Source organism: Rhodoferax sp. TH121, assembly GCF_002251855.1.
GTDB lineage: Bacteria > Pseudomonadota > Gammaproteobacteria > Burkholderiales > Burkholderiaceae_C > Allorhodoferax.
Genome location: NZ_NOXW01000019.1, coordinates 277,956 through 289,599, shown reverse-complemented (window position 1 = coordinate 289,599; position 11,644 = coordinate 277,956). Strand labels below are relative to the sequence as shown.

11 protein-coding genes are annotated in these 11,644 nt (G+C 61.4%); 6 read left to right on the top strand and 5 right to left on the bottom strand.

Annotation, left to right across the window (positions count from 1 at the left end):
• Positions 1 to 38 precede the first annotated feature (38 nt).
• The 6 genes from CHU94_RS05615 to CHU94_RS05590 all read left to right on the top strand — a co-directional run bounded on the left by CHU94_RS05615 (position 39) and on the right by CHU94_RS05590 (position 5,843).
• Entirely contained in the window at positions 39 to 1,067 is a 1,029-nt protein-coding gene (locus CHU94_RS05615; RefSeq protein ID WP_094477615.1) for an ABC transporter substrate-binding protein, read from the top strand.
• 3 nt (positions 1,068 to 1,070) lie between these two features.
• A complete protein-coding gene (locus tag CHU94_RS05610) occupies positions 1,071 to 1,898 on the top strand; it encodes an ABC transporter ATP-binding protein (RefSeq protein ID WP_094477613.1) in 828 nt (275 codons plus the stop codon).
• A 9-nt stretch (positions 1,899 to 1,907) separates the two neighbouring features.
• Complete coding sequence (locus tag CHU94_RS05605) at positions 1,908 to 2,675, top strand: ABC transporter permease (RefSeq protein WP_094477611.1); 768 nt, start codon at positions 1,908 to 1,910, stop codon at positions 2,673 to 2,675.
• An 87-nt stretch (positions 2,676 to 2,762) separates the two neighbouring features.
• Positions 2,763 to 3,236: a nucleoside deaminase gene (locus tag CHU94_RS05600; protein ID WP_094477609.1), complete on the top strand. Its 474-nt coding sequence runs from the start codon at positions 2,763 to 2,765 to the stop codon at positions 3,234 to 3,236.
• Between the two features lie 27 nt (positions 3,237 to 3,263).
• Positions 3,264 to 4,094: an urease accessory protein UreD gene (locus CHU94_RS05595; protein WP_094477607.1), complete on the top strand. Its 831-nt coding sequence runs from the start codon at positions 3,264 to 3,266 to the stop codon at positions 4,092 to 4,094.
• Between the two features lie 87 nt (positions 4,095 to 4,181).
• Positions 4,182 to 5,843, top strand: coding sequence for a tetratricopeptide repeat protein (locus CHU94_RS05590; RefSeq protein WP_094477605.1), 1,662 nt, complete (start codon positions 4,182 to 4,184; stop codon positions 5,841 to 5,843).
• Here CHU94_RS05590 and urtE read toward each other — a convergent pair.
• The 5 genes from urtE to urtA form a co-directional block, all read right to left on the bottom strand.
• A complete protein-coding gene (gene urtE, locus CHU94_RS05585; protein WP_094477603.1) occupies positions 5,840 to 6,532 on the bottom strand; it encodes an urea ABC transporter ATP-binding subunit UrtE in 693 nt (230 codons plus the stop codon). The two genes, CHU94_RS05590 and urtE, sit on opposite strands and share 4 nt — an antisense overlap.
• Positions 6,533 to 6,534: 2 nt before the next feature.
• Positions 6,535 to 7,416, bottom strand: coding sequence for an urea ABC transporter ATP-binding protein UrtD (gene urtD / locus CHU94_RS05580; protein ID WP_094477601.1), 882 nt, complete (start codon positions 7,414 to 7,416; stop codon positions 6,535 to 6,537).
• Positions 7,413 to 8,519 (bottom strand): urea ABC transporter permease subunit UrtC, encoded by a 1,107-nt coding sequence (urtC, locus tag CHU94_RS05575; RefSeq protein WP_094477599.1) that lies wholly within the window; start codon positions 8,517 to 8,519, stop codon positions 7,413 to 7,415. Before urtC ends, urtD begins: the two co-directional genes overlap by 4 nt.
• Before the next feature lie 144 nt (positions 8,520 to 8,663).
• Complete coding sequence (gene urtB, locus CHU94_RS05570; RefSeq protein WP_094477597.1) at positions 8,664 to 10,238, bottom strand: urea ABC transporter permease subunit UrtB; 1,575 nt, start codon at positions 10,236 to 10,238, stop codon at positions 8,664 to 8,666.
• Positions 10,239 to 10,332: 94 nt separating this feature from the next.
• Complete coding sequence (gene urtA, locus CHU94_RS05565; RefSeq protein WP_094477595.1) at positions 10,333 to 11,595, bottom strand: urea ABC transporter substrate-binding protein; 1,263 nt, start codon at positions 11,593 to 11,595, stop codon at positions 10,333 to 10,335.
• Between the last annotated feature and the right edge of the window lie 49 nt (positions 11,596 to 11,644).

The following is an 11,644-nucleotide window of genomic DNA, read 5'->3' as shown; positions in this document are numbered from 1 at the left end:
GCTTTGCCATTTCCATCTGACAACCTGTAGGAGTTCCCATGAAAAAGCGCCAGTTTCTCCACGCCATTGCTTTTGCTGCCGCCACCGTGGCGGCCGGTTCTGCCATGGCCCAAAGCACGCCCATCAAGTTCCAGCTCGACTGGCGCTTTGAAGGCCCGGCCGCCCTGTTTTTGACGCCCGCCGCCAAGGGCTATTTCAAAGACGCCAAGCTGGACGTCACCATCGACGCAGGCAACGGTTCGGGCGGCACGGTGACCCGTGTGGCGTCTGGCGCCTACGACATGGGTTTTGCCGACATGGCGGCGCTGATGGAGTTCCACGCCAACAACGCGGATGCGCCCAACAAGCCTGTGGCCATCATGATGGTTTACAACGACACGCCGGCCTCGGTCATGGCGCTTAAGAAGAGCGGCATCAAAACCCCGGCGGACCTGAATGGCAAGAAGCTGGGCGCCCCCGTGTTTGACGCGGGCCGCCGTGCTTTCCCGATCTTCTCCAAAGCGAACAACGTCACCGGCGTGCAGTGGACCGCCATGGACCCCCCACTGCGCGAAACCATGCTGGCGCGTGGTGATGTGGACGCGATCACCGGCTTCACCTTCACCTCGCTGCTGAACCTGGAAGCCCGCGGCGTGAAGGCCGAAGATGTGGTGGTGCTGCCCTACCCCCAATACGGCGTGAAGCTGTATGGCAACGCCATCATCGCCTCGCCCAAGATCCTGAAAGAGAACCCCGAAGCCGTGAAAGCCTTTTTGGCAGCCTTTGCCAAGGGCATGAAGGACGTGATGGGCAACCCGGCCGCGGCCATTGGCGATGTGAAGGCGCGTGACGGCATCATTAACGCGGAACTCGAAACCCGTCGCCTCAAGCTGGCCATCGATACTGTCATCAACAGCCCCAATGCACGTGCTGAAGGCTTTGGCCAGGTCAATGGTCCCCGCCTGTCGCTGATGGCATCGCAAGTGTCGGATGCTTTCAATACCAAGAGCCGCGTGAACCCCGATGTGGTGTGGAACGGCAGCTACCTGCCCGCGAAGGCCGCGCTGGACGTGTTGCCCAAGAAGTAAACCATGAGTGCACCCGCCACCCCCTGGTTTGTCGATTTTCAGGATGTCTGGCTCGCTTACAACGAGGAGCTGCTCAAGCAGAACCACTTTGCAGTCGAGGCCATTGACCTGAAGGTGCGCAAGGGCGAGTTCATCGCCATCGTCGGCCCCTCGGGCTGCGGCAAGTCCACCTTCATGAAGCTGACCACCGGCCTGAAGATGCCCTCCATGGGCAAGATCCTGATCGACAACCAGCCGGTGACGGGGCCGCTCAAGATTTCGGGCATGGCCTTCCAGGCGCCCTCACTGCTTCCTTGGCGCACCACGGTGGACAACGTGCTGCTGCCGCTGGAGATCGTGGAGCCCTACCGCTCCACCTTCAAGGCCAAGCGCAAGGAGTATGAGGAGCGTGCGCGCAAGCTGCTGCAGAAGGTGGGTTTGGCCGGCTACGAGGACAAGTTCCCCTGGCAACTCTCGGGCGGCATGCAGCAGCGCGCCAGCATTTGCCGCGCGCTGATCCACGAACCCAAGATGCTGCTGCTGGACGAACCGTTTGGCGCGCTCGACGCCTTCACGCGCGAAGAGCTGTGGTGCATCTTGCGCGACCTGTGGACCGAGCAGCAATTCAACGTGATTTTGGTCACGCACGACTTGCGCGAATCGGTGTTTCTGGCCGACACGGTGTATGTGATGAGCAAGAGCCCGGGCCGTTTTGTGGTGAAAAAGGAGATCGACCTGCCGCGCCCGCGCGACCTGGAGATCACCTACACCAAGGAATTCACTGACATCGTGCACGAGCTGCGCGGGCACATTGGTGCCATGCGCAAGACTGGCGCGACCATCAACCAATAAGGCCAGGCCATGAACAAAAAACAAGTGGAGTTTTGGGCTCCCTGGATCTTGCTGGTGGGCTTCATCGTGCTCTGGCAAATCCTGTGCTCGGCCTTTGAAGTGTCTGAGTTCATTTTCCCCAGCCCCTGGCGCATCTGGACGCAGTTCTGGGAGTTCAAGGGCATCATCGCGGGGCACGCGTGGCGCACCTTTTGGGTCACCATGGCGGGTTTTGGCATTGCCATTGTGGTGGGGGTATTGCTGGGTTTTGTGATCGGCAGTTCGCGCCTGGCCTATGCCGCGGTGTACCCGCTGATGACGGCTTTTAATGCCTTGCCCAAGGCGGCCTTTGTGCCTATTTTGGTGGTGTGGTTTGGCATTGGCGTGGGCCCGGCCATCCTGACGGCCTTCCTCATCAGCTTCTTTCCCATCATGGTGAACATTGCCACCGGCCTGGCCACCTTGGAGCCCGAGCTGGAAGACGTGTTGCGCGTGCTGGGCGCCAAACGCTGGGATGTGCTGATGAAGGTCGGCCTGCCACGCTCCATGCCTTACTTCTATGGTTCGCTCAAGGTTGCCATCACACTGGCCTTTGTGGGTACCACGGTGTCTGAAATGACCGCCGCCAACGAAGGCATTGGCTACCTGCTGATCAGCGCTGGCTCGGCCATGCAAATGGGTCTGGCCTTTGCCGGCCTGGTGGTGGTGGGCGCCATGGCCATGGTGATGTACGAGCTGTTCAGCGCGATTGAAAAGCACACCACCGGTTGGGCCCACCGCGGCTCGCAAAATCAGTAATATGGCCCCCACGCTCGTCACTACGTGTACTGCGCTGCCCCCCGAGGGGGCTAACCCGCCTTGGGGCGGCCCGGCGGCGGGTTGCTGATGACGCCTGAACAAATCGAGCGCCATCTGTTGCGCGCCAACGCTGTGGCACAGCGTGCCATCGGCTTGGGCAAGCACCCTTTTGGCGCCATCTTGGTAGCACCGGATGGCGAAACGGTGCTGGCCGAACAAGGCAATGTGGACACGGTGAACCATGCCGAGTCCACCTTGGCCCGCACGGCCGCCACCAACTTCACTGCCGACTACCTGTGGGGCTGCACGCTGGTGACCACGGTAGAGCCCTGCGCCATGTGTGCGGGCACGCAGTATTGGGCCAACATCGGCACGCTGGTGTTCGGCATGACCGAACGCCGCCTGCTGGAGTTGACCGGCAACCACAGCGAGAACCCCACTATGGATCTGCCGAGCCGCACCGTGCTGGCGGCAGGCCAAAAGCAGGTGACGGTGATCGGGCCCGTGCCCGCGGTGGAAGAGGCCATTGCCGCCTTGCACCTGAACTTCTGGAAACCCTGAGGCCCACGCCTCGGCAGACAAATCCCCATGGTGTGGCACGCCCAGTTAGACCTGAACTACCGCCTGGAAACCGACCGCTGCGTGGCACGCCACCAGCACAGCGGCCCACTGCGCATCTTGCAAAGCCTGTACCCCGAGGGCGATGGCATTTGCCACAACGTGCTGGTGCATCCGCCCGGTGGCCTGGTGGGCGGCGACACCCTGGACCTGCGGGTACACGTGGGAGCCGGTGCGCACGGCCTCATCACCACACCCGGCGCCACGCGCTTTTACCGATCCGAAGGCCCCTGGGCCACCCAGACCACGCGCCTGAGCCTGGAGGCTGGCGCCCGCCTGGAGTGGTTGCCACTGGAAGCCATTTGTTACGACGCCTGCCAGGCCCGCAACCAGCTGCGTCTGGCGCTGGAGTCCGGCGCGGAATGCCTGGGCTGGGACACCACGGTGCTGGGCCTGCCCATGGCCCACTTGCCCTTCACCCAGGGCCAGCTGGAACAACACATCGAGATTCCCGGTGTCTGGCTGGAGCGGGGACTGATCGACGGGCAAGACCAGCGCCTGCTCAACAGCGCCGCTGGCATGGCCGGGCAGCGCTGCCTGGCCACCCTGTTTTTCGCATCCGGCAGCCCACTACCGCGCACGCGCAAAGAGTCACTGCTGGACACCGCCCGTGCCTGCCTGCAAGGTCATGCCTTGGCGGGCACCGCAGGCGTGACCAGCCCACACCCCCAACTGGTGGTGCTGCGGGTCTTGGCTCCCCATGTGGAGCCTGCCATGCAGCTGCTGCGCAGCGTGCGGCGTGCCTGGCGCGCCCAGCAGTGGGCGCTGGAAGCGGCCGACCCTCGTATCTGGGCGATGTGAACGGCTATCTATTTGGTAGCACAGCGCCCATAATGCGCCATCGATAGACCACCGCCCGCACCGCCGGGCGCACCGGCAAGACTCCTGATGGCTGCCTTAGAAAACGATTTCTCCGCCTGCTCCGCACTGGTTGTGGACGGCAACCCCACTTCGCGCTCGATTTTGGTGTCTCAGCTGCGCGATTTTGGTGTGGCCTCTGTGGCCCAGGCAGCTCGCCCGGTGGATGCGCGCCGACAGCTCGAATTCAAGTCTTTCGATTTTGTGCTGTGCGAGCAGCACTTCCCCAGCGACAACACCTCGGGCCAAGACCTGCTGGACGACCTGCGCCGCAACCAGCTGCTGCCTTTCTCCACGATCTTCATCATGATCACCGGTGAGGCCACCTACGCCAAGGTAGCCGAGGCGGCCGAGTCGGCGCTGGATGGCTACATGCTCAAGCCCCACAAAGCCACCCAACTCGGGGAGCGACTGGTCGCTGCGCGCATCCGCAAGGTGTCGTTGCAAGAGATCTTCAGCGCCATCGAAGACGAACGTTTTGAAGAAGCCGCCAAGCTGTGCCTGGAGCGCTTCGAGAGCAAAGGCATGTTCTGGCTCTATGCCGCACGCGTGGGGGCCGAGCTGTTGCTGCGCATTGGCCGCTGCGCCGAGGCGCAAACCCTGTACAAGGCTGTGGTGGACGCCAAGACCCTGCCCTGGGCCAAGCTGGGCGTAGCCCGCTCTTTGCTGGAGGCCGGGCAGATCAACCAGGCCACCAGCACACTGGAGCGACTGATCAGCGAAGACCCGAGCTACGCCGACGCCTACGATGTAATGGGCCGCGCGCACTTTGAGCTGGGGCGTTTTGACAAGGCGCTGGAGACCTACAAAATGGCCGCCACACTGACGCCGGCCTCCATCAGTCGCTTGCAAAACCTGGCCATGATGACCTACTACGCAGGTGACCACGAAGAAGCCGAAAAGCTGCTCGACAAGACGGTGCGCCTGGGCCTCGAGTCCAAGATGTTTGATGCGCAAACACTGGTGCTGCTGGCCTTTGTGCGGCTGGAGCTGGCAGACCGCAAAGGCCTGCAGCGCTGCCATGACGACTTCATGCGCCTGATCGACAAAGACCCGGACAATGCGCGCTTGCAACGCCTGTCAGGTATCGTGGCTGCCCTCAACTTGATCCAGCAGCACCAGTTTGCACGTGCGGTGGAGACGGTGCGGGATATGGCCAAAACCGTGCGCGAGCCCTTGTTTGATTTTGAATCAGCATGCAACCTGGTGGCGCTTCTGGCGCAGTTGTCAAACAAGGCCATTCAGCTCAACGAAGTGGAGTCCACCGTGGGCACGCTGGCGAAACGGTTTTGCAGCAATCGCTCGCTCACCGAGCTGCTGGCCGCCAGCGCCAGCGCTTACCCCCCCTATGCCGACACCATCCGCAACGCGCAAGCCCAGGTGCTGGAGTACGCCGAAACCGCCATGGCGCTAAGCATGTCGGGCAACCCTACGGCAGCGGTCAAAAACCTCATCCTGCATGGCCGCGAGACACTGAACTCGCGCCTCATCGACAACGCCTACCAGCTGCTGCAAAAGCATGCGGCCAAGGTGTCAGAAGCGTTGGCGCTCTCTGCCACGGTCGAGGAGTTGCGCGGGCTGTGCGGCCCCACCGTCAGCCGCGCATCGCTGGGCGAGCAAAAGCGCCAAGCCGGTGGCCTGGCGTTGCGCACGGGCAAACGGGCCACTGCCGAGGTCAGCGCCCCCGCCTAAATCGCCACCAGTCCGCGCACTCCGTCAATCTCCATGTTCTGGCCCATGCCGCGCGCCAGCACTGCGCCGCGCTCCATCACCACATACTGGTCGGCCAGTTCTTCGGCAAAGTCGTAGTACTGCTCCACCAGCACAATGGCCATGGTGCCCCGGTCGGCCAGCATGCGAATGACGCGGCCAATGTCCTTGATGATGCTGGGCTGGATGCCTTCCGTCGGCTCGTCCAGAATCAACACCTTGGGGCCGGCCGCCAGCGCTCGTGCTATGGCGAGTTGCTGTTGCTGCCCACCAGACAAGTCACCGCCACGGCGGTTCAGCATCTGCTTGAGCACCGGAAACAACTCGAACAACTCCGCCGGGATCGGCGTACCGGCGCTCTTGTACGCCAGGCCCATGCGCAAGTTCTCTTCAACCGTCAGGCGTGCAAAAATTTCACGCCCCTGCGGCACAAAGCCCAGACCCATACGCGCGCGTTCGTACGGCGTGAGTTTATGGATGGGCTTGCCATCGAATTCGATGCTGCCAGACTTGATGGGCACCAGGCCCATCATGGACTTGAGCAGCGTGGTCTTGCCCACGCCATTGCGGCCCAAGATGACCGTGACTTTGCCGATCTCGGCCTCCAGGCTCACATCGCGCAGGATGTGGGAGCCGCCGTAGTACTGGTTGACGTTATTGATTTTCAGCATGCTTAGCGTCCCAGATAAACCTCAATCACCCGCTCATCGGCCTGCACCTGATCCAGCGTCCCTTGTGCCAACACCGAGCCATCGCACAGCACGGTAACGATATCGCTGATGGTGCGGATAAAGCTCATGTCGTGCTCTACCACCATCAGCGAATGTTTGCCTTTGAGCGAAAGGAACAGCTCGGCGGTGCGCTCGGTTTCCTCGTCCGTCATACCGGCCACAGGTTCGTCCAACAACAACAACTTGGGGTCTTGCATGAGCAGCATGCCGATCTCCAGCCACTGCTTCTGGCCATGGCTGAGGTTTCCCGCCAATCGGCCCACGCTGTCGGCCAAGTGGATGGTGTGCAGAATTTCTGCCAAGCGGTCGCATTGTGCTGAGTCGAGCTTGAAGAACATCGAAGCCTTGACGCCCTTGTTGGTCTTCAGGGCGAGCTCCAGGTTTTCAAACACCGTGAGCTGCTCGAACACTGTGGGCTTCTGGAACTTGCGGCCAATGCCCAGCTGGGCGATCTCCGCCTCCTTGTAGCGCAGCAGGTCGATGGTGCTGCCGAAGAACACCGTGCCTTCGTCGGGCCGGGTTTTGCCAGTGATGATGTCCATCATCGTGGTTTTGCCTGCGCCGTTGGGGCCGATGATGCAGCGCAGCTCGCCGGGTGCGATGTCCAGGCTGAGCTTGTTGATAGCCTTGAAGCCATCAAAGCTCACGCTCACGTCTTCCAGGTAGAGGATACGGCCATGGGTCACATCCACTTCGCCGGCCTTCGCTACCCGCGAAAAACCTGCGGCACGACCACCGGATTCAGTTTGGCCCCTGGCAGCGGCCAGCGCCTCCATATGCGCCTGCACACGGCGCGCGCCTTGTTCGAGGAGGTCGGGGGTCATGCCTTGCCTCCCTTCAGTTTCTTGATCAAGCCAACCACTCCATCAGGCAAGAACAGGGTCACACCAATGAACAGCGCGCCCAAGAAGTACAGCCAAAACTCCGGGTAGGTCACGGTGAGCCAGCTCTTGGCGCCGTTGACGATGAACGCACCCACCACCGGGCCAATCAGCGTGGCACGCCCGCCCACCGCAGCCCAGATGGCGATCTCGATGCTGTTGGCCGGGCTCATCTCGCTGGGGTTGATGATGCCTACCTGTGTGACATAGAGCGCCCCAGCTACACCACACATCATGGCCGAGATGGTCCAGATGGTCAGCTTGAAGCCGATGGGGTTGTAGCCGCTGAACATGACGCGGGTTTCTGCATCGCGCACCGCTTGCAGCACCCGGCCGAACTTGCTGCCCACCAGCCAGCGCGACAGCAGGAAGAAGCCCAGCAGCGTGGCCGCCGTCAACACAAACAACGTCATGCGCATGCTGCTGGTGGCAATCGGAATGTCCAGGATGCGTTTGAAGTCGGTGAAGCCGTTATTGCCGCCAAAGCCGGTTTCATTGCGGAAGAACAGCAGCATGGCCGCAAAGGTCATGGCCTGGGTGATGATGGAGAAGTACACACCCTTGATGCGCGAACGGAAAGCGAAGTAGCCAAACACAAAGGCCACGATGCCCGGCACGGCCACCACGAGGATTAGCGTGGCGATAAAGCTGTCCGACAGCGCCCAATGCCACGGCAGCTCTTTCCAATCCAGAAACACCATGAAATCCGGCAGCGCACTCTTGTAGTTGCCGTCCAGCCCAATCTGGCGCATCAGGTACATGCCCATGGCATAGCCCCCCAGCGCGAAGAACAGGCCATGGCCCAAACTCAAGATACCGGTGTAGCCCCAGATCAGACCCATGGACAGCGCGCAGATGGCGTAGCACATGATCTTGGCCACCAGCGCGACTGCGAAGTCGCTGAGGTGAAAGACGCTGCCCTCTGGCACCCAAAGATTGAGCACTGGCACCAGGGCACACAGAAGCACCAAGGCTGCGAGCCAAGAAACCCAGCCCACTGCACTGAGCAAGGGCCTCTTGGCGTACGAAACAAAATCGGAAGTCATATCAAAAGCTCCGAGAACAAACGACAGGGGCAAGCGAAGCGATGCCCGTTCCAGAAACACCGCAGAACCGGCTGGGCCGGGCTGCCGGTGTTGCCCCCTGCAAGGGGGAAAGCGGCCACACGCAGTGGGCAAGCCGGGGGGTGTTCATACTTCTCGGCCCTTCATGGCAAAGATGCCTTGCGGGCGCTTCTGGATAAAGATGATGATGAAGACGAGGACGGCGATCTTGGCCAGCACAGCGCCAGTCCAGCCTTCGAGCAGTTTGTTGAGCACGCCCAAGCCCAGCGCGGCGTACACGGTACCGGCCAGTTGGCCCACACCGCCCAGCACAACCACCATGAAGGAATCGACGATGTAGCCCTGGCCCAGGTCCGGCCCCACGTTGCCCACCTGGCTCAGCGCGCAGCCGGCCAGACCGGCAATCCCGCTACCCAGTGCAAACGCGTAGGTATCAATGCGTGCCGTATTCACGCCCATGCAGCTGGCAATGGGGCGGTTCTGCGTCACGCCGCGCACAAACAGGCCCAGACGCGTCTTGCTGATCAGAAAGGCCACGCCCGCCAGCACCGCCAGCGCAAAGCCGACGATGATGAGGCGGTTGTAGGGCAAGGACAAATTGCCCAGCACTTGCACACCACCGCTCATCCAGCTCGGGTTTTCCACGCCCACGTTTTGCGCGCCAAAAATCGTGCGCACCAGTTGCATCAGCATGAGGCTGATGCCCCAGGTGGCCAGCAACGTCTCCAACGGGCGGCCATAGAGGAAACGGATCACGCCGCGCTCCAGTGCCGCACCCACCAAGGCCGAAGCCATGAAAGCTACCGGCACCGAGGCCAGCAAGTACCAGTCAAACGCACCGGGCAAATACTTCTGGAACAGGCCTTGCACCACATAGGTGGCGTAGGCGCCGATCATCATCAGTTCGCCATGGGCCATGTTGATCACGCCCATGAGGCCGTAGGTAATCGCCAGGCCCAGTGCAACCAGCAGCAGGATGGACCCCAGGCTGATGCCACTGAACATGGCACCCAGCCGGTCACCCCAAGCGAGGCGGCTCTCCACTGCACTCAGGCTTTTTTGCAGCGCTACCTTCACTGCACTGTCTGTTTCGCCCTGCAGGCGCTCCGTCAACAGGGTCTTGGTGGCTGCCAAGCCACTGTCACCCAACAAGGTGGCGGCCTCCAGGCGTTTGGCCGGGTCTTCGCTGGACAACAGTGCCGAGGCGCGCAGCAGCGCGAGTTGGCTCTTGATATCGGCCACAGTCTCGGCGGCCAGGGCCTGGTCCAGCAGGGGCAGCTTGTCCATGTCCACATTGCCCTGCAGCGTGGCCACGGCGGCGCGGCGCACCGCCACGTCAGCCGACAACAGCTTGACCGCGGCCAGCGCGTTGTCCAGCTCGCCGCGCATGCGGTTGTTGTTCATCACGTCTTCAGCGGTATCGGGGATCTCCACCTCGGCATTGGTGACCGGGTCAACACCCTTGCCGTCCACCACCACCACGGGCACATCGCCCACCAATTTGACGCTGTCGTCCGACAGGGCCTGGATGAAACGCACGGTGCGTTCATCGGCTTTGGCCACGGCGGCCTGCAAGGCCGCCACGCGGGCATCGCTCTCGCCAGATGTGATGGCTTTGGCCTCTTGGGCCGTGAGCGCGTTTGCGCTACCTGCTACAAAAACCGTAGCTAGCAATAGCAGATGGATGAATCTGTTTGGCATACGCCAATCTCTCCGGTTGAATGGAACAAGCCGCCACGCCCCTTGCAAGGCTGTGGCGGCTCTGGCTCACAGTGAGCCTCTCCCTGCCTTCGCCTTATTTCTTTGCGGGCTCGTCAGGCTTCTTGTCGTTGCCTTCGATGAAGGGAGACCATGGCTTGGCCTTCACAGGGCCGGGTGTCTTCCACACCACGTTGAACTGGCCATCGGCCTTGATTTCGCCGATGAACACGCTCTTGTGCAAGTGGTGGTTCTTTTCGTCCATCTTGGAAACGATACCGGACGGTGCCTTGAAGGTCTGGCCGGCCATCGCTGCGATCACCTTGTCAACTTCGGTGGACTTGGCTTTCTCAACCGCTTGTTTCCACATGTTGATGCCGATGTAAGTGGCTTCCATCGGGTCGTTGGTCAAAGGCTTGTCCTTGTGGCCAGCGATGCCCTTGGCCTTGGCATAGGCAGACCATTTCTTGATGAACTCGGTGTTGGCGGGGTTCTTAATGGACTGGAAGTAGTTCCAGGCAGCCAGGTGGCCGACCAGAGGTTTGGTGTCCACTCCGCGCAACTCTTCCTCACCCACGGAGAAGGCCACCACAGGCACGTCTTTGGCCTTCAGACCGGCGTTGCCCAGTTCCTTGTAGAAAGGCACGTTGGAGTCACCGTTGATGGTGGACACCACGGCGGTCTTGCCGCCGGCGCTGAACTTCTTGATGTCAGCCACGATGGTTTGGTAATCGCTGTGGCCAAACGGTGTGTATTTTTCGTCGATGTCAGACTCTTTCACGCCCTTGCTCTTGAGGTAGGCGCGCAGGATCTTGTTGGTGGTGCGGGGGTACACATAGTCAGTACCCAGCAGTACCCAACGCTTGGCGCCGCCGCCTTCCTTGCTCATCAGGTAGTCCACCGCGGGGATGGCTTGCTGGTTGGGGGCTGCGCCGGTGTAGAACACGTTTTTGGACAGCTCTTCACCTTCGTACTGCACGGGGTAGAACAGCAGGCCGTTGAGCTCTTCCACCACCGGCAACACGGACTTGCGGGACACAGACGTCCAGCAGCCAAAGATCACGTCGACCTTGTCTTGGGTCAGCAGTTGCTTGGTCTTTTCAGCAAACAGGGGCCAGTTGGAAGCGGGGTCCACCACCACGGGTTCGAGCTTCTTGCCCAACACGCCGCCCTTGGCGTTGATTTCGTCAATCGCCATCAGCACGGTGTCTTTCAACACGGTCTCTGAAATGGCCATGGTGCCGGACAGGCTGTGCAAGATACCGACCTTGATGGTGTCGGCCGCGTAGGCTGGCAGTGCGGACAGGGTAGTCAAGGCGACCGCAGCGGTCAGTGCCTTCAAAGAAAAACGACGTTGCATGTGGGCTTCTCCGTGGGGGTTAAAAAATCTGTCTCGCCCTAGCGGTGCT

What these genes read in the sequence shown, in the direction of transcription:
- CHU94_RS05615 (WP_094477615.1), top strand. Translation starts at nt 39, where the DNA reads ATGAAAAAGCGCCAGTTTCTCCACGCCATTGCTTTTGCTGCCGCCACC.
- CHU94_RS05610 (WP_094477613.1), top strand. Translation starts at nt 1,071, where the DNA reads ATGAGTGCACCCGCCACCCCCTGGTTTGTCGATTTTCAGGATGTCTGG.
- CHU94_RS05605 (WP_094477611.1), top strand. Translation starts at nt 1,908, where the DNA reads ATGAACAAAAAACAAGTGGAGTTTTGGGCTCCCTGGATCTTGCTGGTG.
- CHU94_RS05600 (WP_094477609.1), top strand. Translation starts at nt 2,763, where the DNA reads ATGACGCCTGAACAAATCGAGCGCCATCTGTTGCGCGCCAACGCTGTG.
- CHU94_RS05595 (WP_094477607.1), top strand. Translation starts at nt 3,264, where the DNA reads ATGGTGTGGCACGCCCAGTTAGACCTGAACTACCGCCTGGAAACCGAC.
- CHU94_RS05590 (WP_094477605.1), top strand. Translation starts at nt 4,182, where the DNA reads ATGGCTGCCTTAGAAAACGATTTCTCCGCCTGCTCCGCACTGGTTGTG.
- urtE (WP_094477603.1), bottom strand. Translation starts at nt 6,532, where the DNA reads ATGCTGAAAATCAATAACGTCAACCAGTACTACGGCGGCTCCCACATC.
- urtD (WP_094477601.1), bottom strand. Translation starts at nt 7,416, where the DNA reads ATGACCCCCGACCTCCTCGAACAAGGCGCGCGCCGTGTGCAGGCGCAT.
- urtC (WP_094477599.1), bottom strand. Translation starts at nt 8,519, where the DNA reads ATGACTTCCGATTTTGTTTCGTACGCCAAGAGGCCCTTGCTCAGTGCA.
- urtB (WP_094477597.1), bottom strand. Translation starts at nt 10,238, where the DNA reads ATGCCAAACAGATTCATCCATCTGCTATTGCTAGCTACGGTTTTTGTA.
- urtA (WP_094477595.1), bottom strand. Translation starts at nt 11,595, where the DNA reads ATGCAACGTCGTTTTTCTTTGAAGGCACTGACCGCTGCGGTCGCCTTG.